Origin of the sequence: Salinibacterium sp. dk2585 (assembly GCF_008001035.1) — a bacterium.
Classification (GTDB): domain Bacteria; phylum Actinomycetota; class Actinomycetes; order Actinomycetales; family Microbacteriaceae; genus Homoserinimonas.
This window is the reverse complement of record NZ_CP042856.1, coordinates 1,965,740-1,988,860: the sequence shown is the minus strand read 5'-3', so window position 1 is coordinate 1,988,860 and position 23,121 is coordinate 1,965,740. Positions and strand designations below refer to the sequence as shown.

At 67.4% G+C, this 23,121-nt stretch carries 24 protein-coding genes; 21 read left to right on the top strand and 3 right to left on the bottom strand.

Going from position 1 to position 23,121, the window contains the following annotated elements; genetic code table 11:
- Positions 1–25: 25 nt before the first annotated feature.
- The 4 genes from FVA74_RS09315 to FVA74_RS09300 are packed head-to-tail and all read left to right on the top strand — an operon-like array spanning position 26 to position 3,529.
- Positions 26–925 (top strand): F0F1 ATP synthase subunit gamma, encoded by a 900-nt coding sequence (locus FVA74_RS09315; protein ID WP_147721837.1) that lies wholly within the window; start codon positions 26–28, stop codon positions 923–925.
- A 27-nt stretch (positions 926–952) separates the two neighbouring features.
- On the top strand, positions 953–2,464 hold the full coding sequence (atpD, locus tag FVA74_RS09310; protein WP_240792191.1) for a F0F1 ATP synthase subunit beta: 1,512 nt from the start codon (positions 953–955) through the stop codon (positions 2,462–2,464).
- Between the two features lie 2 nt (positions 2,465–2,466).
- On the top strand, positions 2,467–2,733 hold the full coding sequence (locus FVA74_RS09305; RefSeq protein ID WP_147721835.1) for a F0F1 ATP synthase subunit epsilon: 267 nt from the start codon (positions 2,467–2,469) through the stop codon (positions 2,731–2,733).
- 28 nt (positions 2,734–2,761) lie between these two features.
- Entirely contained in the window at positions 2,762–3,529 is a 768-nt protein-coding gene (locus FVA74_RS09300) for a YaaA family protein (RefSeq protein ID WP_147721833.1), read from the top strand.
- 10 nt (positions 3,530–3,539) lie between these two features.
- Here the strand turns inward: FVA74_RS09300 and FVA74_RS09295 are convergent, their stop codons facing one another.
- Positions 3,540–5,372 carry a glycoside hydrolase family 2 protein gene (locus FVA74_RS09295; RefSeq protein ID WP_147721831.1) on the bottom strand — a complete coding sequence of 611 codons (1,833 nt, stop codon included), beginning with the start codon at positions 5,370–5,372 and terminating at the stop codon, positions 3,540–3,542.
- Between the two features lie 71 nt (positions 5,373–5,443).
- A complete protein-coding gene (locus FVA74_RS09290; protein ID WP_147721829.1) occupies positions 5,444–6,457 on the bottom strand; it encodes a LacI family DNA-binding transcriptional regulator in 1,014 nt (337 codons plus the stop codon).
- A gap of 181 nt (positions 6,458–6,638) precedes the next feature.
- Between FVA74_RS09290 and FVA74_RS09285 the strand changes: the two genes are divergently transcribed.
- From FVA74_RS09285 to FVA74_RS09215, 15 genes are all read left to right on the top strand, one after another.
- Positions 6,639–7,943: an ABC transporter substrate-binding protein gene (locus FVA74_RS09285; protein ID WP_168220100.1), complete on the top strand. Its 1,305-nt coding sequence runs from the start codon at positions 6,639–6,641 to the stop codon at positions 7,941–7,943.
- Between the two features lie 6 nt (positions 7,944–7,949).
- The gene (locus FVA74_RS09280; RefSeq protein ID WP_147721825.1) at positions 7,950–8,924 is read left to right on the top strand and encodes a carbohydrate ABC transporter permease; all 975 of its coding nucleotides are present in this window, start codon (positions 7,950–7,952) and stop codon (positions 8,922–8,924) included.
- Positions 8,921–9,811 carry a carbohydrate ABC transporter permease gene (locus tag FVA74_RS09275; protein WP_147721823.1) on the top strand — a complete coding sequence of 297 codons (891 nt, stop codon included), beginning with the start codon at positions 8,921–8,923 and terminating at the stop codon, positions 9,809–9,811. The genes FVA74_RS09280 and FVA74_RS09275 overlap by 4 nt, the downstream gene beginning before the upstream one ends.
- Complete coding sequence (locus tag FVA74_RS09270; RefSeq protein ID WP_240792190.1) at positions 9,808–10,797, top strand: glycoside hydrolase family 43 protein; 990 nt, start codon at positions 9,808–9,810, stop codon at positions 10,795–10,797. Before FVA74_RS09275 ends, FVA74_RS09270 begins: the two co-directional genes overlap by 4 nt.
- A 1-nt stretch (position 10,798) precedes the next feature.
- Positions 10,799–11,620, top strand: a complete 822-nt coding sequence (locus FVA74_RS09265) for an IclR family transcriptional regulator (RefSeq protein ID WP_168220099.1) — start codon at positions 10,799–10,801, stop codon at positions 11,618–11,620.
- Between the two features lie 111 nt (positions 11,621–11,731).
- Positions 11,732–12,559, top strand: coding sequence for a protocatechuate 3,4-dioxygenase subunit beta (gene pcaH, locus FVA74_RS09260; protein WP_370512092.1), 828 nt, complete (start codon positions 11,732–11,734; stop codon positions 12,557–12,559).
- Positions 12,559–13,119 carry a protocatechuate 3,4-dioxygenase subunit alpha gene (gene pcaG, locus FVA74_RS09255; RefSeq protein WP_147721817.1) on the top strand — a complete coding sequence of 187 codons (561 nt, stop codon included), beginning with the start codon at positions 12,559–12,561 and terminating at the stop codon, positions 13,117–13,119. Before pcaH ends, pcaG begins: the two co-directional genes overlap by 1 nt.
- 4 nt (positions 13,120–13,123) lie before the next feature.
- On the top strand, positions 13,124–14,506 hold the full coding sequence (locus FVA74_RS09250) for a lyase family protein (RefSeq protein ID WP_147721815.1): 1,383 nt from the start codon (positions 13,124–13,126) through the stop codon (positions 14,504–14,506).
- A complete protein-coding gene (locus tag FVA74_RS09245) occupies positions 14,503–15,288 on the top strand; it encodes an alpha/beta fold hydrolase (RefSeq protein ID WP_147721813.1) in 786 nt (261 codons plus the stop codon). Before FVA74_RS09250 ends, FVA74_RS09245 begins: the two co-directional genes overlap by 4 nt.
- Complete coding sequence (pcaC, locus tag FVA74_RS09240; protein WP_206022621.1) at positions 15,285–15,692, top strand: 4-carboxymuconolactone decarboxylase; 408 nt, start codon at positions 15,285–15,287, stop codon at positions 15,690–15,692. The genes FVA74_RS09245 and pcaC overlap by 4 nt, the downstream gene beginning before the upstream one ends.
- Before the next feature lie 126 nt (positions 15,693–15,818).
- Positions 15,819–16,802: an ABC transporter substrate-binding protein gene (locus FVA74_RS09235; protein WP_147721811.1), complete on the top strand. Its 984-nt coding sequence runs from the start codon at positions 15,819–15,821 to the stop codon at positions 16,800–16,802.
- Positions 16,803–16,914: 112 nt separating this feature from the next.
- Positions 16,915–17,745, top strand: coding sequence for an ABC transporter permease (locus tag FVA74_RS09230; RefSeq protein WP_147721809.1), 831 nt, complete (start codon positions 16,915–16,917; stop codon positions 17,743–17,745).
- Entirely contained in the window at positions 17,742–18,512 is a 771-nt protein-coding gene (locus FVA74_RS09225; RefSeq protein WP_147721807.1) for an ABC transporter permease, read from the top strand. The genes FVA74_RS09230 and FVA74_RS09225 overlap by 4 nt, the downstream gene beginning before the upstream one ends.
- Positions 18,509–19,402, top strand: coding sequence for an ABC transporter ATP-binding protein (locus FVA74_RS09220; protein WP_147721805.1), 894 nt, complete (start codon positions 18,509–18,511; stop codon positions 19,400–19,402). The genes FVA74_RS09225 and FVA74_RS09220 overlap by 4 nt, the downstream gene beginning before the upstream one ends.
- A gap of 33 nt (positions 19,403–19,435) precedes the next feature.
- Entirely contained in the window at positions 19,436–20,278 is an 843-nt protein-coding gene (locus FVA74_RS09215) for an IclR family transcriptional regulator C-terminal domain-containing protein (RefSeq protein WP_147723152.1), read from the top strand.
- Positions 20,279–20,293: 15 nt separating this feature from the next.
- On the opposite strand, the gene FVA74_RS09210 is transcribed toward FVA74_RS09215, so the two are convergent.
- A complete protein-coding gene (locus tag FVA74_RS09210) occupies positions 20,294–21,352 on the bottom strand; it encodes a hypothetical protein (protein ID WP_147721803.1) in 1,059 nt (352 codons plus the stop codon).
- 123 nt (positions 21,353–21,475) lie between these two features.
- On the opposite strand from FVA74_RS09210, the gene FVA74_RS09205 reads away from it, so the two are divergent.
- Both FVA74_RS09205 and FVA74_RS09200 read left to right on the top strand, forming a co-directional pair.
- A complete protein-coding gene (locus FVA74_RS09205) occupies positions 21,476–22,084 on the top strand; it encodes an FHA domain-containing protein (RefSeq protein WP_147721801.1) in 609 nt (202 codons plus the stop codon).
- Positions 22,081–22,956, top strand: a complete 876-nt coding sequence (locus FVA74_RS09200; protein WP_147721799.1) for a PP2C family serine/threonine-protein phosphatase — start codon at positions 22,081–22,083, stop codon at positions 22,954–22,956. Before FVA74_RS09205 ends, FVA74_RS09200 begins: the two co-directional genes overlap by 4 nt.
- Positions 22,957–23,121 lie beyond the last annotated feature (165 nt).

The window sequence follows — 23,121 nt, the reverse complement described above, 5'->3', positions numbered from 1 at the left end:
CCACTGACTGAGGACTGAGAGAAACATGGGAGCGCAACTTCGGGTCTACCGGCAGAAAATTCGTTCTGCCCAGACGACCAAGAAGATCACCCGTGCCATGGAGCTGATCGCGGCATCGCGCATCGCCAAGGCGCAGGCCCGCATGGCGGCATCGACTCCGTACTCGCGTGCCATCACCCGTGCGGTGTCGGCCGTGGCCACGTTCTCGAATGTCGACCACATCCTGACCACGGAGCCGGAGAGGGTCGACCGCGCAGCGGTCGTCATCTTCACCTCCGACCGCGGACTCGCGGGAGCGTTCAACTCGAACGTTCTCCGCGAGGCCGAAGAGCTTGCCACGCTGCTGCGCAGCGAGGGCAAGGAGGTTGTGTACTACCTCGTCGGGCGCAAGGCCGTTGGCTACTTCGCATTCCGCAAGCGTGACTTTGTCGAGAGCTGGGTGGGCGAGACCGACAACCCGGTGTTCGACACGGCGCAGGAGATCGGGCAAAACCTCGTCGACGCATTCGTGCGTCCGGCAGAGGAGGGCGGCGTTGACGAGATCCACATCGTCTACAACCGCTTCGTGAGCATGTTGACGCAGACTCCCGAGGTTGTTCGTCTCCTGCCCCTTGAGGTTGTCGAGGGTGTCGAGGCGCCGGACTCATCCGAGCTCTACCCGCTGTATGAGTTCGAGCCCGAGGTCGGCGATGTGCTCGACGGCCTGCTTCCTGTCTACATCGAGAGTCGCATCTTCAACGCGATGCTGCAGTCGGCCACGGCGAAGCACGCAGCGACCCAGAAGGCGATGAAGTCTGCGAGCGACAACGCTGACAACCTCATCCTTGACTACACGCGTCTGGCCAACAACGCCCGCCAGGCCGAGATCACCCAACAGATTTCCGAGATCGTGGGCGGCGCTGACGCCCTGTCGAGCTCGAAATAACGTGAAGCTAGAGAGAACAGGGAAGCAATGACCAACACAGCCCCCGCTTCGAAGAAGCCCGCGGCGCGCAAGCCAGCCGCGTCAAAGAAGGCCACCGCCACCGTGCCTCCCGTCGCTGAGACCGGCGTCGGCCGCGTCGCGCGCGTCACGGGGCCCGTCGTCGACATCGAGTTCCCGCACGACTCGATCCCCGGCATCTACAACGCGCTCAAGACCACCGTGACGATGGCGGGCAGCTCGCACGAGATCACGCTCGAGGTTGCGCAGCACCTCGGAGACGACCTCGTTCGCGCGATCGCGCTCAACCCGACTGACGGTCTTGTTCGCGGCCAGGAGGTGCGCGACACGGGGGCTGCGATCTCGGTGCCCGTCGGTGACATCACCAAGGGCAAGGTCTTCAACGTCATCGGTGAGGTGCTCAACGCCGGCCCCGACGAGAAGATCGAGATCACCGAGCGTTGGCCCATCCACCGCAAGCCCCCGGCATTCGACCAGCTCGAGTCGAAGACGGAGCTCTTTGAGACCGGCATCAAGGTCATCGACCTTCTCACCCCCTACGTGCAGGGTGGAAAGATCGGTCTCTTCGGTGGTGCCGGTGTCGGTAAGACCGTCCTGATCCAGGAGATGATCCAGCGCGTCGCGCAGGACCACGGTGGTGTGTCGGTGTTCGCCGGTGTCGGTGAGCGCACCCGTGAGGGCAACGACCTCATCCACGAGATGGAAGAGGCCGGCGTCTTCGACAAGACCGCTCTTGTCTTCGGCCAGATGGACGAGCCGCCGGGAACGCGTCTCCGCGTCGCCCTCTCCGCGCTCACGATGGCGGAGTACTTCCGCGACGTGCAGAAGCAGGACGTGCTGCTCTTCATCGACAACATCTTCCGCTTCACGCAGGCTGGCTCCGAGGTCTCGACCCTTCTCGGTCGTATGCCTTCCGCCGTGGGGTACCAGCCCAACCTTGCCGATGAGATGGGTATCCTCCAGGAGCGCATCACGTCGACCCGTGGCCACTCGATCACGTCGCTCCAGGCCATCTACGTGCCTGCTGACGACTACACCGACCCGGCCCCGGCGACGACCTTCGCGCACCTCGATGCCACGACCGAGCTCAGCCGTGAGATCGCATCGAAGGGTCTCTACCCGGCTGTCGACCCGCTGACCTCGACCTCGCGCATCCTCGACCCCCGGTACTTGGGCGAGGACCACTACCGCGTGGCCACGACGGTCAAGCAGATCCTCCAGAAGAACAAGGAACTGCAGGAGATCATCGCCATCCTCGGTGTCGACGAACTCTCTGAAGAGGACAAGATCACGGTGTCGCGTGCGCGCCGCATCCAGCAGTTCCTCTCGCAGAACACCTACATGGCCAAGAAGTTCACGGGTGTCGAGGGTTCGACCGTGCCGCTCAAGGACACGATCGAGTCGTTCGACGCGATCGCTCGCGGTGACTTCGACCACGTCGCCGAGCAGGCCTTCTTCAACGTGGGTGCGATCACCGACGTCGAGGAGAAGTGGGCACAGATCCAGAAGGAGAACGGCTAGTCATGGCCTCGCTCAAGGTGAGCATCGTCTCAGCCGACAGCGAAGTGTGGACCGGCACGGCTCGCATGGTTGTGGCACGCACGACGGAGGGTGAGATCGGTATCCTCCCCGGCCACGAGCCCATGCTTGCGATCCTTGGTGCAGGCGCTGTGCGGGTGACGCTCGAGGATGGTGGCAACATCGCCGCAGACGCGGCAGATGGCTTCCTCTCCGTCGAGAACGACAGCATCACGATCGTGGCGCGCCACGCGGCGCTCACGAACGCCTGATCCGACTCAGTCACACGCCCCAGCGTCGATGCTGCTGATCCTTCCCCCCTCGGAGTCCAAGTACCCCGGAGGAGACGAGAGATCAGCACTCGACCTGGGGCGTTTGTCGTTTCCCGAACTGCAGGTGCCGCGCGAGACCGTGCTCGATGCCCTCGGCGAGCTCGCGCGCGACCTCGATGCAATGGCTCTCGCGCTCAAGGTGGGCCCCGGGCTCCGTGGCGAGATCGAGCGGAATCGTGAGCTGCGAAGCTCTGCGACCATCCCCGCGATCGATCGGTTCACCGGGGTGCTCTTCGACGCCCTCGACGCGCCCTCGCTCGACCAGCAGCAGCGCGAGTTTGCCTCTGCCACGATTGCGATCCACTCCGCCCTGTTCGGTCTCGTGGGAGCGGGCGACCCCATCCCGGCGTACCGGCTTTCGCACGACTCCAAGCTGCCCGGAATCTCGCTCAAACGGGTGTGGGTCAAGGCAATCGGCGAATCACTTTCGCAGCGCGAGGGAATCATCCTCGACCTGCGCTCCGAAGCCTATGCGGCGCTCGGGCCGATCCCGCGGCGGGCCGATGCTCGTTTCGTGCGGGTGGTGGCGGATGACGCGGATGGACGTCGGCGCGCGCTCAATCACTTCAACAAGAAGGGCAAGGGCGAGTTCGTAAGGGCATTTCTCGACGACCAACCCGAGATCCGCACGCTCGACGAGCTCTGTGAGTGGTCGGCGTCTGTCGGGTTCCCGCTCGAGCCCGGCCGCGAGGGCGAACTGGAGCTCGTCGTTCGCAACAGCCTCGCTGCGGCCTAGGCGCCACCGCTCAGTTCGCGTGGCCGCGCACGATCGCCGCGATCGTCCCTGCGGGCAGCTTGGGGATGCGGCGGGCATCCGTCAGCCCGTTGGCCTCCTGCAGGGTGTCGGTGAGTTGCGTGTAGCAGAAACCGGCAAGCGCGCTGCTGGACTGTAGCGCGGAGAAGAGCTCTCGCAGGCGTCTCTCGAAGTCAGCCTCGTCTGCTGCTGTGCTGTACCCCCACGTCCGCTTCTCATCTCCCGGCGCGAAAGAGACGCCCCCGAACTCCGTCACCATGACGGGAGTATCTTCCCGCTGTGGGGCCACGGACATCCGACGCCCGGCTGGGCCGACAGCGTGAGCCAACGCGGTGACCGCCTTAGCATCGCCATAGCGCTGGCGAAGCTCCTCGCCCGAGGCAGAGTAGTCGTGCACCGTGAGCAGGTCAGAGCCCACGTGTTCCCAGCCGTCGTTGCTCACGACGAGCCGCTCCGGATCAAGTGCCTTCGTGAGGTGGTAGAGCGCCTGTGCGAAGTGGCGCTGGGCAGAGTCGTGGGCGATGTGCTGGACCCCCCAGCTCTCGTTCGTCGGCACCCACGTGACAATGCAGGGATGGGAGCGGTCGCGATCCACGATGGCCATCCACTCGCTCGTCGTGCGTTCGACGCTGCGCGCGGAGTACTCGAAGGGACTGCCCAGCTCGCCCCAGACCAGCAATCCCAGGCGGTCGGCCCAGTAGAGCATCCTGGGGTCTTCTGCCTTCTCATGCAGGCGTGCGGCGTTGAAGCCGAGTTCTTTCATGAGGGCGACCTCGTCCCTCAAGGCCTCCGCGCTCGGGGCCGCGAGATGAGACTCGGGCCAGTAGCCCTGCGAGAGCACCGAGCGCACGTAGTAGGGGCGGTCGTTGAGCAGGAAGCGGCCATCGGCCTCGCCCAGGCTGCGCAGACCAAGGTAGGAGTCGACGACGTCGACGATGGCGCCCGTCGAATCGAGCAGGCTGACGCGCGCGTCGATCAAGCGGGGGTGTTCCGGCGACCACAGCAGGTGTTCGTAGGCCTGGCCGTTGACCTGGCGGGGGAGTGTGCACCACGCGGTGCTGCGGGGCTCCGCCGTCTCGTACTCGAGCGCAGCGAGTCGCTCACCCTCGTAGCTCAGTTCCAGTCGTACCCGATGGATGTCGCGTGGTCGGCTGTCGAGCTCGAGCTCGAGGCGCACGCTCGCCGCGGGCAGGTCGCTGCGCCAGTGCACGCTTCGGATGCTGCTCAGCGGAACAGCCTCGAGCCAGACAGGCTGCCAGATGCCGGTCGTGCGGTGGTACCAGATGACGTGGGGCTGCTCGAGCCAGTCCTGCTTGCCGCGGGGCTGGCCGACATCGTGGGGGTCGTCCTCAGCGCGCACGACGAGGGCGGCGGCACGCCCGCCGAGGATGTCGGCTACCTGTGCCGGGGGCAACTCGAACGCGAAGGGACTCTGGCCTCCCTCGTGTGTGCCAAGCATCCGGCCGTCGAGCCAGACCGTCGCGCGGTAGTCGACCGCGCCGAAGTGCAGCAGCATGCGGTCGCGCGTCGCCCCGTGCCCCGCGTTGCGGAGGTCGTCGGCGGTGAGGTCACGGCGGTACCAGACGACGGGATGGAAGCCGGTCTTGCCGATGCCGGATGCCTCGGACTCCGGCGGGAAGGGAACCCGGATGGTGCGCGGGAACTCGGTGCCGGGCTCGAACCACGACTCGCGCAGGCCGATGTCGGTGTCGTCGTGGGCGAAGTCCCACTCGCCGTCGAGGCTCGACCAGTGCTCCCGCGTGAGCTGCGGGCGGGGGTGGAGCGGCTCGCCCGGGGTGGACTCCGGTGTGGTGCTGGCGTGCATCTGCACATCCTGACCCATCTTTGCAGCGCTGTAAAGGCTTCGGATTCGGCAGGGCGGCTTGAGAGAAGCCTTCAGGCGAGGGGTGGGGCGCTGGCCCGGAGGGCGAGTGAGTGCGGCACGATGCGGTGGCGTCCCACGCCGATGTGCCCCTCCATGCGCTCGATCAGCAACTCGAGGGCGACCCGCGCGAGCAGCTGCTTGTCTGGTGCGACGGAGGTGAGGGAGGGGTGCGTATAGGTCGCGAGCGCGGTGTCGTCCCAGCCGATCAGGGCGACCTCGTTCGGGATGTCGCGGCCCGCCGCGTGCAGCTCCGCCATTGCCCCGACGGCAAACTTGTCGTCGCGACACAGGATGGCATCGAACTCGAGGCCGTCGGCGAGGGCTGTGCGCACGGCTTCGGCGCTGTCCTCCGGGGAGAAGCCCGCCACGCGCAGCACGAGGCGAGGGTCGGCGTCGATGTCCGCGCTCGAAAGCGCCTCTTGGTAACCGAGCAGGCGGTGGCGGGTCGACACCGTGACATCGCCGTCGACCGTGCCGAGGAAGGCGATGCGGCGGCGGCCCATCGCCAGGAGATGTTCGACGCTCTGCCGCGCGGCGGCGACGTTGTCGATCATGACGTGGTCGGTCGTCAGGGGAATGGCCGCCTCGCCCAGGAGCACGAGGGGCGTGTCTTTGTGGAGGCGTCCGATCTCGACGGCCCCCATGCTCACGGGGTGGAAGATGACGCCGTCGACAAGACCCTCCTCCCTGTCGCGCAGCACGGCGTGCTCGGCATCCGTGTCGCTCAGGGTCTGCTCGATGAGCACCCTGTAGCCCCGCCTGGCTGCCTCTTCGGCGATGCGGCGTGAGACCTCGGAGAAGTAGGGGTGGTCAATCTCGGGTATGGCGAGGGCGATCATGCCCGTGCGGCCCGTCGCGAGGCGGCGTGCCGAGAGGTTGGGGCGGTATCCGAGCTGGTCGATCGCCTGCTGCACCCGTTGCCGGGTCTCGGCGCTGACGTGGGGGTAGTCGTGCACGACGTTGGAGACCGTCTTCATCGATACGCCGGCCGCGCGCGCCACGTCGGTGAGTCGCACTCTGGCCATTCGCTTCTCCATGGGTCACACCGATCCTAGGGGTGGTGCTGACGGATGCCTGCAGCATCACGATTCGCCGAGAGGCCTTGCCATGCAGTTTACAGCGCTGTACGTTTGCGGCACATCACGATTGCCCCCCGAACGAGTGCCAGTCGCCGAGGTGGGCAACGTCACGTCGAGGAGGACAACGATGTCGAATCCGAAGGCCAGGCCGCGAAGGCTCGCAGTCGCAGCAGGGGCGGCAGCCCTGCTCATGATCACGGGGTGCTCGGGCGGTGGTGCCGGTCCCCAGGCTGAAGCCCCCGAGTTCACGGGCGAGTACACGGGCCCCGAGGTCACCCTCTCATATTGGAACGGCTTCACGGGCGGCGATGGCCCGTTCATGCAGCAGATGGTCGACGAGTTCAATGCGGAGCACGACAACATCACGGTCGAGTCGAACACCATGCAGTGGGCCGACTTCTACCAGCGGCTTCCTGCGGCGGTCACGGCGGGGGAGGGCCCCGACGTCGGTGTCATGCACCTCGACCAGCTGGCCACCATGGCGGCCCGCAACGTCATCCTTCCCCTCGACGACCTCGCCGACGGGCTCGAGCTCACCGAGGACGACTTCACCGAGGAGGTCTGGGACGCCGCGATCTACAACGAGCAGCGCTACGGCATCCCGCTCGACGTGCACTCGCTAGCGATGTACTACAACACCGATCACTTCGCCGCGGCGGGCATCACCGAGGCGCCGACGGACGAGGCGTCATTCGCGGACGCCCTCGCCAAGCTCAAGGCGGCGGGCTACGAACAGCCGTTCTGGATGCCGAGCCTCTGGCCGGCCCACCTCATGGACCTGTCGCTGCTCTGGCAGTTCGGCGGCGAGCCGTACTCGCTGGACGCCCCGGAGGCGACCTTCGACTCCGAGGCCGGAGTGCAGGGACTCACCTGGATGCGTTCGATGGTCGACGAGGGCTACAGCCCGAGCGACGTCGCGGCGGACTCCCAATACGTCGCCTTCAAGAACGGCGAGACCTCGATCACGTGGGACGGCATCTGGCAGATCAACGACCTGAGTGACTCGGGCATCCCATTCGCGGCCGCGCCGATTCCCACGATCGGTGACGAGCCTGCCGTGTGGGCCAACTCGCACCACTTCTTCCTTCCCCGCCAGGACGACGAGAACACGCTGGCGGCGGCGCAGGTCTTCATCGCCTGGATGAGTGAGCACTCCGGTGACTGGGCGGGCTCCGGCCTCATCCCGGCGCGCCTGTCGGTGCGCGACAGCGGCGTGCTCGACGGAACGGTGCAGCAGACCATTGCCGAGCAGATCGACAACATGCGGTTCCTCCCGCTCATTCCGGGCATCGGAAGCGTGCAGGTCGAGACGCTCGAGATAGCGGTGAGCTCGGGGGTGCTCGGCAAGCAGACACCGGAAGAAGCGCTCAGCAGTGCGGCCAATGAGGCGGCCGAACTGATGGAGGAAAACGAAGCGGCGTTCGGCGGGTAGTCGGCCATGGTGATGACGATCGAGCGGGGCGTCCGGGACGTGTCCCGGGCCCCCCGCTCCCGCCGAGGCGGCCTCGCGCATCGGCTGACGCCGTGGTTCTTCCTCCTGCCCTATCTCGTGCTCTTCGGGGGCTTCGTCGTGCTCCCGGCAGTGCTGGGCCTGTGGATCAGCCTTCACCGCTGGGACTACACGATGCCCGTGCAGCCCTTCGTGGGCATTGAGAACTACCTCGCGCTCTTCAATCCGGAGTCGCGCACCTCCGGGCTCTTCTGGAACTCCATGCGGGCGACGGGCATCTTCACGCTCTTCAGCGTTCCGCTCCTGCTCGTGATCCCGCTCGGGGTCGCGTTGCTCATGAACCGCAAGTTTCCCGGCCGCAACTTCTTTCGGGCCATCTACTTCGCCCCCTACGTCTTGGGCGTCGCGGTCATCGGCGTCATGTGGCGCTACCTGCTCGACAACAACATCGGGCTCGTCAACTACATGCTGGGCGCCGTCGGCCTGCCGGATGACACGGCCTGGACGACCTCGGTGCCAGCCGCCTGGGTGGCGCTCGTGGGCGTCACGGTGTGGTGGACGCTCGGCTACAACTCCGTCATCTACCTCGCCGCGCTGCAGGATGTCCCGGCGGAACTCTACGAAGCGGCGAAGGTCGACGGGGCCAACAAGTGGCAGCAGTTCGTGCACGTGACGCTACCGGGCCTGCGCCCGATCCTCTCCTTCGTGACGATCATCACCCTCATCGCCTCGGCCAACATGTTCGGACAGTCCTACCTCATGACGGAGGGAGGCCCCGGCCGCGAGACGCGCACGGCGATCTACCAGATCGCTGAGACGGGCCTCCGCAACTTCCAGATGGGGTCAGCCGCCGCGATGAGCTACGTGCTCACCCTGTTCCTCATCGTCCTGAGCGTCATCGTCTTCTGGCTCTTCAGGGAGCGCAAGGAGAAGCAGGTCAGCACGAAGGAGGCTGAGCGATGACAGCGACGAGGGCGATCGTGACCGGTGGGGGAGGAGTGCCCGCCCGGCGCCCGAGCACCCCTGCGCAGAAGACAAAGTCTCTCGTTCGCCTCGTCGTGCTCTCGGTCATCGCGCTGATCTTCGCGAGCCCCCTCGTCTTCATGATCGTGACGTCGTTCAAGACGAGGGCGGAGGCCGCGGGCATCCCGCCGACGTGGATTCCGAACCCGTTCTCGCTGCAGGCCTACGAGACGATCTTCTCCGCCAATGCGACGCCTGTGCTGGTCTGGTTCGGCAACAGCATGCTCGCGGCCGCCTGCAATTCGGCCATCGTCGTCATCACGGCGTCGCTCGCCGCCTATCCGCTCGCGCGAATGCAGTTCCGCGGCAAGAACATCGTGCTCGCGGTCGTCATCGGCACCCTCCTCGTGCCTCCCGTCATCCTGATCATCCCCAACTACCTGATCGTCAGCGAGCTCGGGTGGCTCAACACCCTCGTCGCCGTGATCGTGCCGACGGCGGCATCCGCGTTCGGTGTCTTCTTCATGCGACAGTTCTTTCTGAGCCTGCCGATCGAGCTCGAGGAGGCGGCCCTCCTCGATGGCGCGAACCGCTTCGTGATCTTCACCCGCGTCGTGCTGCCCCTTGCCCGGCCCGCACTCGCCACGCTCGCGCTCCTCGCCTTCCTGACGAACTGGAACGACTTCCTGTGGCCCGTCTACGTGCTGTTCAGCCCCGAGATGCAGACCCTGCCCGCGGGTCTCTCGACGCTCCAATCGGCCAACACTGTTCGCTACGACCTCCTCATGGCGGGCGCCGTGATCGCGAGCGTGCCGGTGCTCATCCTCTTCGTCTTCCTGCAACGCTTCATCATCGAGGGCGTCGCGCGCTCCGGGGTCAAGGGGTGAGCGGCGTGCGCCGGATGCGGCGGGGCGCCGCGGTGCTCACGGCCGCGGGCCTGCTGCTCACCGGATGCGCGGCATCCGGGTCGCCAGCAGGCGAGACAGAGGCGCCGGGCTCAGGGATGCTGCAGCCCGTCATCAAGGCCAACTTCCCCGACCCCGATGTGCTCGAGGTCGACGGCCGCTACTACGCCTATGCGACGAACGACAACGCCAAGAACGTGCAGTTTGCGACATCCGACGACCTTGAGGTGTGGGAGGTGCAGGGCGAGGATGCGTTGCCGGAGCTGCCGTCGTGGATCGTCCCCGGCAAGACCTGGGCGCCGGAGGTGTCGCAGGTCGGGGATGGCTTCGTCATGTATTTCACGGCGAGCAACTTCTCGCCCTCGGTGCAGTGCATCGGCGTCGCGACGGCGGATACGCCGGAGGGGCCATTCGAGGTCGCGGGGGAGTCGATGCTCGTGTGCCCTGAGGAGGAGGGCGGCGCGATCGACGCTTCCACGGCGGTGGTCGACGGCCACTTGCACCTCGTCTGGAAGAACGACGGCAATTGCTGCGGTTTGGACACGTGGTTGCAGGCGGTGCCGCTCACGGCCGACGGCCTCGCGCTCGCTGGCGCGCCCGTGCGTCTCATCAAGCAGGACTTGGAGTGGGAGGGCGATCTCGTCGAGGCGCCGACGATCCTCGAGAGGGACGGCCAGCTGGTGCTCCTCTACTCGGCGAACAGCTACGGGGACGACCGCTACGCGATCGGCGCGGCGACGGCCCCCGGGCTGGAGGGTCCCTGGACCAAGTTCGACGAGCCGGTGCTGAGCACGACCGTCGCGGACTCCCGGCTCCTCGGACCGGGTGGGCAGGACGTGGTGGAGGGCCCGGATGGCGATGTGCTCGTCTTCCACGGCTGGGACCCGGCCTTCAGCTATCGGGCCATGTTCACACTCCCGCTCGAGTGGGACGGCGCGCGGCCAGTTCCCGTGCTCGACGGCTTGTGACGTGGGCGTCGATACGATTGGCGGCATGGCGGATGCGGCGGTGTCGATGGTCGCGCGGGTCGCGTGCATCCTTCGCGCCTTCGATGAGGACCACGACACCCTGACCGTGTCGGAGCTCGCGACGCGTGCCGGCCTGCCGGTCGCCACAACCCACCGCATCGCGGCCGAGATGGTGTCGGAGCGCCTGCTCGAGCGGGATGGCCTGCGGTACTCGATCGGCACGGGCCTGTGGGAGCGGGGAGAGCTCGCGGCCGTGAGCCTGCGCTTCCGCGAGATGGCCCTTCCGTTCCTCCTTGGGCTCTATGAGGCGTCAGGGGAGAACGTGCACCTCGCGATCCTCGATGAGGGTGAGGCGCTCTACGTCATGCGGCTCGTTGGGCGTCGCTCCGTGCCAACCATCAGCCGCATGGGTGGCCGCCTGCCCCTGCACACGACGGGCGTCGGCAAGGCGCTCCTCGCCTTCCAGGACGACGCCTTCCTCGACGACTTCTTCTCGAAGCCCCTGCGCCGGGCGACCGTGCACTCGCGGGTCGACGAGGCGACCCTGCGCGGCGAGCTCGAGGCCGTGCGCGTCAACGGCTACAGCGTCGCGCACCAAGAGATGACGCTCGGCAACGCGTCGATCGCGGTGCCGATCTTCGTGAGCGACGGCCCGCCGTATGCGGCGGTCGGCCTCGTCTCGCACCTCAACCGGGCGAGTGTGGCGCGCGCAGTACCGCTGCTGAAGGATGCCGCCTCCCAGATCTCCGAGGCGCTCGGGGTGAGCCTCGAGAGCGATGGGCGGCGGTGGCGTGACCTCTTCCACACGGCAGTGCGACGCTGAGCAAATTTTCTTTCCACTGAGTGGAAAGCGATGCTTGGTGATGATGCCCGACGCTGGGAAGGTGTGGCTGTGACCGATTCGAATCCCACCCCAGACACCCAGGGCGGCGGCGTGCAGGACGTCGAGGAGACCCAAGACGGCCCCCAGCGCTCCACCGACCCGCTCGCCACGACTGCGACGCAGGACGAGATCACCGCGGAGATGCAGGCGCTCGAGCAGGAGTACCGCGACGGCGTCGCCGCGGGAGGCCCCGTCGAGGAGCGCACCCGTATCGATTACCCGCCGTACCGCAGTAGCCTCCTGCGCCACCCCACCAAGAGCCTCGCGCTCGCGGACCCCGAGACGATCGAGCTCCATTCGCCCGCCTTCGGCCACCGCGACGTGTCGTGGGTCGAATCCGACCTGACGATCCAGCACAACGGTGACCCGCTCGGCGAGCGCATGGTCGTGACGGGCCGCCTGCTCGACGGCGATGGACGCCCCGTGCCCGGCCAGCTCATCGAGGTGTGGCAGGCGAACTCGGCAGGTCGCTACGTGCACAAGCGTGACCAGCATCCGGCCCCGCTCGACCCGAACTTCACGGGCACGGGCCGCACCATCACGGACGAGGACGGCTGGTACCGGTTCCAAACGATCAAGCCCGGCCCATACCCGTGGCGCAACCACAGCAACGCGTGGCGCCCCGCCCACATTCACTTCTCCGTCTTCGGCACCGCGATCACCCAGCGGATCGTGACGCAGATGTACTTTCCCAACGACCCCTTGTTCGCGCTCGACCCCATCTACCAGTCGATCGTCGACCAGGATGCGCGCGACCGCCTTGTCGCAAGCTACGACCACTCGGTGACCTCGCCGGAGTGGGCACTCGGCTACCGTTGGGACATCGTGCTCAACGGTTCGAAGCGCACGTGGACCGAGCCCGAGGAGGGTGACCACTGATGACCAGGCTTCCCGCAACCCCCGGCCAGACGGTCGGACCCTTCTTTGGCTATGCGCTGCCCTATGAGGGCGGCGAGCAGCTCGTCGACCGCACGCATCCGGCCGCCGTTCGGCTCTACGGCCGCGTGCTCGACGGAAACGGCGCGGCCATCCCGGATGCGATCGTCGAGATCTGGCAGGCCGACGAGAACGGCGAGGTGTCCACCGCGGAGGGATCGCTCCGCCGCGACGGCTACACCTTCACGGGCTTCGGCCGGGCCGCCGTCGATGACAACGGCATGTTCTCGTTCACGACAGTCGAGCCCGGAGCCACGCGCGAGGGCGCACTGCCCTTCTTCACGCTGATTGTGTTCGCGCGCGGCCTCCTCGACCGTCTCTACACGCGCATCTACCTGCCTGAGGCAGCCGAGCGCGCGACGGATGACGCGTTCCTGTCGTCGCTCGGCGACCGGGCGGGCACGCTCATCGCCCGTCGCGACGAGCGCGGCGACCTCGTCTTCGACGTCCACATGCAGGGCGAGACGGAGACCGTGTTCCTCGACTACCGGCAGAAAGACTGATCGGGTGACGGCGGCCGACGACACGGCGGACCTCGGACTCCTGTCGCCGCAGTGGGCGGGCACGCCCATTGCCCCCGCGACCTCGGATGCCGCGATCGTGCGGGCGATGCTCGAGGCCGAGGCGGCCCTGGCCTGGGCGTGGGAGGACCTCGGCTTCGCCCCAGCCGGCACGGCCGAGGTCGTCGCCTGCGCGGCCGACGAACTTGACGTCGACATCGCGCAGTTGGCCGTGCGGTCACGCTCGGGCGGCAATCCCGTCATCCCGCTCGTGAAGGACCTGCGGGCTGCTGTCGGAGCGACGGATGCCGCGGCATCCGCCTGGGTGCACCGCGGAGCGACCAGCCAGGACATCCTCGACACGGCCCTCATGCTCGTCGCCCAGCGGGCGCTCGAACTCATCCGCAGGGACACGGCGGCGACGGCGACGGGACTCATGGCGCTCGCCGGCGCGCACCGCGACACGCTCATGGTCTCGCGGACCCTCACGCAGCACGCCGTGCCGAGCACCTTCGGGCTCAAGGCCGCGGGCTGGCTCGGCGGGGTCGCGGCGGCGCGGCGCTCGCTCGCCCGGGTGGCTCGCTCCCTGCCGGTGCAGTGGGGCGGCGCGGGCGGAACGCTCTCGGCGTACTCGATCACCGGCGAGACCGGCACGGGACTCGCGGTCGGGGAGCGCGTGGCCGCACGGCTCGGCCTGCAGATGTCGGTGCCGTGGCAGACGCAGCGGAGCCCGGTCGTAGAACTCGGCGCGGCGCTCGCGCAGGCGGCCGGCGCCTTCGGCAAGGTCGCGATCGACGTGCTGCTGCTCGCGCGCCCCGAGTTCGGAGAGCTCGGCGAACCCATCGTGACGGGCCGCGGTGGCTCATCGGCCATGCCCCAGAAGCAGAACCCCGTGCTCAGCCTGCTCATCCACTCGGCGGCTCGGCAGGCACCCGCGCTCGCGGCCGAACTGCAGTCGAGCGCCGTCGCGGTCGACGAGCGCCCGGAGGGGGCCTGGCACGCCGAGTGGCAGGCGCTGCGACAGTTGCTCCGCCTCGCCGGGGGAGCAGCGCACGCTGCGGCCGAACTCGCGGGTGGGCTTCGGGTGTTCCCCGAGGCGATGCGCCGCAACCTCGAACTGAGCGGACCCCTCATCGTGAGCGAGCGCCTCATGCTCGAGTACGGGCCTCGGGTCGGGCGCGACCGGCTCCAGGAGCTCGTCACGAGCGCCGCTGGCGACCCGGACGCCGACCTCCTCTCGCTGCTGCGCGGCGAGGCGGCGCTCGCCGAGGTGAGCGACGAGACGCTCGCCGCATCGCTCGACCCCGCCCGTTACGTGGGCGACGCGGGCCTCATCATCGACAGGATCATCGACGGGGCCCGCGCGGCCGACACGGAGGACACAGAGTGACGCAGCCGGTGCTGGCAGGAATCGCGGTCGAGGGGAGCAGCGGGCCGGCCCTGGTGCTCGGCCAATCGCTCGGCACCTCGAGCATCCTTTGGGCTCGTGCGATCCCGCAGTTGAAGCGGCACTTCACGATCCTCTCGGTCGACCTGCCGGGTCACGGCCAGTCTCCCGCGGCACGCGAAGCCTTCACGGTCGCGGAACTCGCGGATGCCGTGGTCGATACCGCGCGCCACGCTGGCATGGACGAGTTCCACTATGCGGGCGTCTCGCTCGGCGGCCAGGTGGCTCTGGAACTCGCGCTACGGCATCCGGAGCGGGTCCTGGGAGCCTCGATCATCTGTTCTTCGGCGAAGATCGGCAGCGAGGATGCCTGGCGGGAGCGCGCCGCGACCGTGCGGCAGCAGGGCACCCCGGTCTTGGTCTCGGGCTCGGCCGAGCGCTGGTTCGCGCCCGGCTTCATCGAGGAGCAGCCGGAGGCATCCGGCGCGCTGCTCAACAGCCTCGCCTTTGCGGACGATGAGAGCTACGCGCTGTGCTGCGAGGCGCTCGCGTCAAGCGACATCCGGCCCCGCCTTGGTGAGATCTCGGTGCCGCTCCTCGCGCTGTGGGGTGACCTCGACTCCGTCATCACCCCCGAGGAGGCGCGCTCGGTCGCCGACGCGGTGCCCGGCGGCATCGGGGTGGAGATCGTGGGCGCGGCACACCTCGCACCCGTCGAGAAGCCGGAGGCCGTTGCATCCGCCCTCATCGACACCTTCATCACGACACCTCGCAAGGGAGCATGACCATGGCACGAGAAGGCCGCACGAACCAGGAGAGCTACGACGAAGGCATGGCCGTGCGCAGGCAGGTGCTCGGCGCCAACCACGTCGACCGCGCCACGCAGGGCATCACGCCAGCGACGGCGGACTTCCAGGAACTCATCACGCGTTATGCGTGGGGCGAGATCTGGACGCGTCCGGGACTAGACCGCCGCATGCGCAGCGCGATCACCCTGACAGCGCTCATCGCGCACGGGCACTTGGAGGAGCTCGCAATGCACCTGCGCGCCGCCCAGCGCAACGGCCTGAGCCGCGAGGAGATCGTCGAGGTCGTGCTCCAGTCGGCCATCTATTGCGGCGTGCCCGCAGCGAATTCGGCCTTCGCCGTCGTCAAGTCGGTCTTCGCGGAGGACGCCCCCACCGACTGATGTGCCCCGAGCCTTGCCATTATGTGACGGCGTCGATAGTTTAAGTTGACAACTGTTGTGTGCGTGGAGAACATTTGTTCGCCACGCGAACAACAGAGGCCAGTACACGCACAAGGAAGTGGTGGCATGAAGAGGCAGGTTTTCACAGCAACGGCAGTATTGGGCGTGCTCGCGCTCGCGGCATGCTCAGGCTCAGGTGGCGGCGCCACCCCCGGCGAGGACGGTGAACTGACACCGGTCAGCGCCGCCGTCATCCCCATCGCTGACACGGCAGCCATCTGGCTCGGCGTCGATCAAGGCTTCTTCGAAGAGGAGGGCCTCGACGTCACGATCGACACGGCCGGTGGTGGCGCGGCAATCGTGCCCGGCGTCGTGAGCGGCGACTATGACTTCGGCTTCAGCAACTACGTGTCGCTCATGTTCGCCAACGAGCAGTTCGGCACAGACACGCCCATGAGCCTCAGCGTCGTCGCCAACGGCGTCACCGCAAGTGAAGACCTCGAGAAGGACTTCGGCGGGGTTGTCGTGCGTGCCGACTCCGACATCCAGACAGCCGCGGACCTCGCAGGACGCTCCGTCTCGGTCAACACGCTCGCCAACATTGGCGACAGCACCGTGAGTCAGATCGTGGCGGACGACGGCGGCGATGCCTCGACGATCGAGTTCATCGAGGTCGGCTTCCCCGACGCGCCGGCGGCGCTCGAGAACGGCCAGGTCGACGCGGCCTGGATCGTCGAGCCCTTCCTGACCCAGGCGGTCGACGCAGGCGCCAGGGTGCTCTTCTACAACTTCAATGGTTTCGACCCCGAGCTGGATGTCGCCGGGTACTTCACGAGCGCACAGACGATCCAGCAGAAGCCCGAGGTCGTCGACGCGTTCCGTGCGGCCATGCAGCGCTCGCTCGAGTACGCGGGTGACAACCCCGACGAGGTGCGTCGCATCCTCGCCACCTACACCGAGATCTCTCCCGAACTGATCGAGCAGATCGCGCTCCCGCGCTTCCGCGCCGATGTCAACCTTGACGCGGCACAGAAGCTTGCGAATGCTGCTGTCGAGTTCAGCGGTCTCTCGACCGCACCCCAGCTCGACACCTTCTTCGTACTCGACTGATCCCACTCGGTGCCGATGTCGCTGCGGGACGCCCCGCGGCGGCACCGGTCGCCATGCCTAGCCACTCAAACCGCGGCCACGGCCGCACCCTCAACGATGAGAGAGAAATGACGTGACAGTCGCAGCATCCCCACCCGGTGGCCCCGCGAGACGGGTGCCCTGGACCCAGCATTCCCTTGCGGCCCCAGTGCTGGGTGTCGTGGGAATCATCCTCTTCCTCGCCGTATGGGAGGTCGCGTCACGCACGGGCCTCGTGAACCCGCGCTTCTTCCCACCGGCAAGTGATGTGCTCGTGCGTCTCGGCACAGACCTCGTCTCGGCGAGCTTCTGGACGAGCGTCGGCCAGACCATGACGAGCTGGGTCATCGGCCTCGCGATCTCCGCGGTCGCGGCGACCGTGATCGGCTTCGTCATCGGGGGAAGCAACTTCCTGCGCAAGGCGACCCACACGACGATCGAGTTCCTGCGTCCGATCCCCTCGGTCGCGCTCATCCCCCTCGCCGTGCTCCTCTTCGGCGTGAGCATCGAGTCGGCGTTGCTGCTCATCGTCTACGCGTCGTTCTGGCAGATCCTCATCCAGGTGCTCTACGGCACGGCGGATGTCGACAGCGTGGCGATGGACACGGCGCGGAGTTACGGACTGGGATGGTGGGCCCGCGTCAGGCACGTCGTGTGGCCGACGACCCTGCCATACCTCATCACCGGGCTTCGACTCGCTGCGGCGGTCGCGCTCGTGCTGGCGATTACGGCGGAACTCGTGATCGGAACGCCAGGCATCGGCAAGCAGATCGAACTCAACCGCTCGGGCGGCAGCGTGGTCGCCATGTACTCGCTCGTGCTCGCGACGGGCATCATCGGCGTGATCATCAACATGGTCATGCGCTTCATCGAGAAGCGTGTGCTGCGCTGGCACGCCTCCGTGCGGAAGGACGTGGCGGTATGAGCCTCCTCAAGAGATTCGCCTACTTCGTAGGACTCCCCGTCGTGCTGCTGATCCTCTGGTGGGCGCTCACGATCGGGAACACGAACTTCTTCGTGCCCAAGCCGCTCCAACTCTTCGAGATCTTCGGCGACGTGTGGTTCGGCGAGCGCATGACACGCGATGTGCTGCCGAGCATCGGCCGCATCCTCGTCGGCATCGTCGTGTCGATCATCGCGGGCGTCGTACTGGGCATCCTGATCGGTTCGGTGCGGGTGCTCCGGATGCTCATGGAACCCGCACTCGAGTTCCTCCGCGCGATCCCACCGCCCGTCATCATCCCGGTCTTCGCGCTCGTCATGGGCATCAACGACCAGATGCGCATCGCCGTGATCGTCTTCGGCTGCATCTGGCCCGTGTTGCTCAACACGATCGAGGGCGTCAGGGCCGTGGACTCCGTGCTCAACGACACCTGTGCGGTCTACGGGATCAGGGGCGGGGCCCGCCTGCGTCACCTGGTGCTGCGTGCCGCGAGCCCCCAGATCATGACGGGGGTGCGCCAGTCGATCTCGATCGGCCTCATCCTGATGGTCATCTCCGAGATGCTCGGCAGCGCATCGTCTGGCCTCGGCCACACGATCGTGCAGTTCCAGCGCACCTTCGCGGTGCCCGAGATGTGGACAGGCATCATCCTGCTTGGCCTGCTCGGCGTCGCGCTTTCCCTGATTTTCCAGTTCACCGAGAAGCGCGTGCTTCGCTGGTACCACGGCCTGAGAGAGGTTGACCGATGACGAACGACACAAGCAGCACACACAGCACCGCCAGCACGAGAACCATCAAGACGAGCCGCACCGAGTCGATCACGATTCCCGAGGGCGTGGCCCTCTCGGTGCAGCACATCAAGAAGGTGTACCAAACGGATGCCGGCGACATCGAGGCCGTGCGCGACCTGCACTTCGACATCCGCGAGGGGGAGTTCGTGTGTCTCGTCGGGCCCTCCGGCTCGGGCAAGACGACGCTGCTCAAGTGCATCGCGGGCCTCCTCGCCCCGACCTCCGGCATAGTCGCCCTCGACGGGAAGCTCGTCACCGGGCCGCCCAAGGGCCTCGCGGTCGTGTTCCAGGAGTACGGCCGCAGCCTGTTCCCCTGGATGAACATCCGCGACAACGTCGAATTGCCGCTCAAGAACCAGGGCGTCGCCAAGGCGGAGCGTGACCGCCTCGTCGACGAGGCGCTGCAGGCCGTCGGCCTCGACCACGTGCCGAAGAGCTACCCCTGGCAGCTCTCGGGCGGCATGCAGCAGCGCGTCGCGATCGCCCGTGCCGTCGCCTACCAGCCCAAGGTGCTGCTGATGGACGAGCCCTTCGCGGCCGTTGACGCCCAGACCCGTGCCGACCTTGAGGACCTCGTACGCCGCGTGTGGAAGCAACTTGGCATCACGGTGCTCTTCGTGACGCACGACATCGACGAGTCGGTATACCTGGGCGAGCGCGTCGTCGTGCTCTCCAGCTCGCCGACCGTGGTGCAGGAAGACCTGCACATCGACCTGCCCGAGGAGCGCGACCAGCTGTCGACGCGGTCGCTGCCGCGCTTCACGGAACTGCGCGGGCACGTCTACGAGCAGATCCAGCGGGCGAAGGCGGAGGCCGCAACCGGTTCCACCGCGACGCGCACCCCCTAGCGAGAGAACGGGCGGGCAGTGTCCACGAGCAGCATGGCGTCAGTGACGGGCGAGCCCGTGCACCGCGCCGTGCCGCCGACACTGCCCGCCGGGGCATCCGGGGTCCAGTCGCTTGCACGCGGCCTGTCGGTCATCCGTGCCTTCGACGCGGAGCACTCCGAGATGAGCCTCAGCGAGGTCGCGCGTCGCACGGGACTCACGCGGGCGACGGCGCGCCGCTTCCTGCACACGCTCTGCGAGCTCGGCTACATGCGCACCGACGGCAAGGTCTTTGCACTGACCGTGCGGGTGCTCGACCTCGGCTACAGCTACCTCTCGGGCCTGCAACTGCAGGACCTCGCCATGCCGCACCTCGAGCAGCTTGCCGCACGGGTCGAAGAGACGACGTCGATCTCCGTGCTCGACGGCACCGACATCGTCTATGTGGCTCGCGTGCCCACGCGCAGGATCATGAGCATCGGCATCACGATCGGCACACGCTTTCCCGCCTACGCGACCTCGATGGGGCGGGTGCTCCTCGCGGCGCTGCCGACGGAGGAGGTCCTGCGCCGCTATGACGTCGTGCCGCTCGAGCGCCGCACGAGTCGCACGATCGCGACCATTCCCGACCTGCTGGGGGAGCTCGAGCGCGTGCGCGAGCAGGGCTGGTCGCTCACCGACCAGGAGCTCGAGCACGGCCTGCGGTCGATGGCCATGCCGATAGCGGATGCCCGGGGCCGCACGCTCGCGGCGGTCAACGTCTCCTCGCACGTGAGCACGCGCGATACCGAGTCGTTCAGGTCACTCGTGGAGTGCCCTCTCGCGGACGCCGTCGCGGGCATCGAGGCGGAGCTCGCCCGCACGAGCGCCGTCTCGCGCCTCATGGTCTCCGGCTGAGGCCTCGCGGATCGCTCAGCCGGGGTCGACCTCGGCGCGCACCTCTCCGCCGATGTTGAGCCCGCGCTGCAGTTGCGCCGAGGTCTCGTTGACCGTCTTGAGTTGCGCCGCGAGGGCGTCGTGGCGTTCGACGCGCTCCAGGATCGAGGCGTAGAGCGTGTCGAGCTCGGCTCCGCGCGCGAGGAGTCGTGAGCGCGCCGAGGCGAAACCCTGCTCGGTGTAGAAGCCATCCTGGGCGCGCTGGTTGAACACCTTGATGTCGCCGTTCAACTGGTCGTAGCCCGTTGTGTAGCGCTCGTAATCGCTCTCGACGGAGTCCTTCAACTGCTCGAGCTCCGAGACGATCGCATCGGCCTGGGCCTGGAGGTCGACGAAGACCGCGTGGGACGAGGCGTGCAGGCCGGTGACGACCGCACGGTCGACGAAATATCGGGAGTAGTACTCCTCGAGCTCGCCCGAGATATCTGCGACCTCCGTGCCGATGATCGAGTGCAGTTCGTTCGCACGCTGGCCGGGGGAGTGCCGCGAGTAGAACTCCATCCGTGCCGAGAAGTCGGGGTCGTCGATGAGTCGCGCGTACTCCTCCTCCAGGAGTGCGCCGAGCCGTTCCTTCTCGGCTTCGCCCGTGCGGTCCCAGGCGGCGTGCAGCATCTCGTGCGCCGCGACGACCTCCTCGGCACCGTCGAGCCGTTCGTCGGTCACGTCGAAGAGGAAGATCGTCTTCTCGGCGTGCACGTAGCATCCGAGCACGCCGAACTCCTGCTCGTTGTGGTCGATGGGGCACTGCTCCGCGAACACATCGCCGCTGCTGACGACCGGGGTGCTCGCGTAGTAGAGGAAGCGTGCGTGCTCGGTCAGCTGGAGGCGCTCCGCATGCGCCGCGATGACGGGGTCCGGTTCGTACTGCCACACCGTGACGCGGTCGATGATCGGCTGCGGGTTGTTGGCGACCCAGATGCCGCCGACGGTCAGGGCCCCCACGATGAGCAGGCCGAGGAGGGTGCCGAGCCTGTTGCGGCGACGGCGACGCGGACGCTTCTGCGCCACGGCAGGGCCGTCGTCGAGGATCTCCACCCAAATCTCCCTGCTGTTGCCTCGAAGAGGATAGCAGTCGCATCCCGTGTAACCGCCTGGGAGTGGGGGTGTCGCACTGCGATATGAACACTCTCGCCACGTGGGAGCGAATAGGCTTGGGGCGTGGAGCGCGACGTCGAGGACACGGTCATCAGGCCGTCGCGCTCGGGCGCGCTCGACACGGAACCCGACGACGCCGACACGAGACTCGTCACCCGCCTCCGGCCGCCTGCGGTCGAGGCGCAGCCGCTCGGTGTCGCTACACCGCATCCGGATGCGGCGACACGGTCCTCCTCGCAGGGCACGGATGCTCCACAGGAGAGTCCGGCTCCGAACCCCGCCGTCGCGTCGACCTACCGCTTCACGGTCAACTCCCACGAGCCCATCGAGCTCGACCGTCCCGCACACATCGGCAGGAGGCCCAGCCTCCCCCGTGTGCCGCAGCGAGTGCGACCCCGCCTCGTGCGGGTGCCATCGCCCAAACAGGAGGTGTCGAGCACGCACCTCGAGGTGCGACAGGAGGGGGCATCCGTCGTCCTCACCGACCTGCGCTCGACCAACGGCACGACCGTCACGATGCCGGGGGCCACCCCGCGGGCGCTTCGCCCGGGGGAGTCGCTCGTCGTCACTCCCGGCACGGTCGTCGACATCGGCGACGGCAATGTGCTCGAGATCCTTCCCCTTCAGCGCACGACCGGAGAGAGATCCATGATCCAAGGAGCCCCGCAGTGACCGAGATCGGCGAGAACACGGCGAACCACCGCATCGCCATCCCCTCGGGCGGCGAGATCGAGCTCGCCTGGGGCGTCGCCACGCACACGGGGCACCGTCGAAAGCACAATGAGGACAGCTACGTGGCTTCGCCGCCGCTCTTCGCGGTTGCGGACGGCATGGGCGGCCACTCGGCCGGTGACCTCGCGAGCGCCGCCGTCGTGCGCCGCCTCTCGGAGGCGAATGAGGGGCCGTTCGGCGCTCCAGCTGAGATCGGCGCGGCCCTGCGTCTCGCGACGCAGGACATCGGCGAGGTCAGCGATGAGGCGAGCCTCGGCGTGGGTACGACCGTGACGGGGGCCATGCTGACGATCGAGGAGGGCGAGCTCGCCTGGCTCGTCTTCAATGTCGGCGATTCCCGTGTCTACGTGCTCCAGGATGACCGTCTCGCGCAGATCACGGTCGACCACTCGGTCGTGCAGGAGATGGTCGATGCCGGCATGATCGCCGCGGGTGACGCCGAGTCCCACCCTGACAGCAACATCATCACGCGGGCGGTCGGCTTCAACGCCGACCCCGTTCCCGACTTCTGGCACATTCCCGTGCGCGAGGGGATGCGCCTCCTGCTCTGCTCCGATGGCCTCACGAAAGAGGTCGATGCGCGCATCATCGGCGAGATCCTCGCGGCGGGCACGAGTTGCTCTGAGGTCGTGCAGGAGCTCGTGGTGCGGGCGCTCGATGCCGGTGGGCGTGACAACGTGACCGCCGTCGTCATCGACGTCGTTGCCGCACCGGATGACGCGGCGGGTGCCCCCGTGACCCAGGAGCAGCAGCCGCAAGGCGACGACGAAGACACGATTCCCCGCACGGCCACACTTCCCACGCAGGAGTAATGACCCCCGAACGGGGGCCCGATTGGTGCTGTCATCGGGCATTCCTCCCGGTCAAGCCGCGAAGTCGCTCGCCTAGAATAAAAGCTCGCCGGGCGCCGCAGGGAGACCGGCCGCATCCGTGCGATCCGATCCCGCAGCTCCACGAGATCCGCCAAGGGGGTGGCT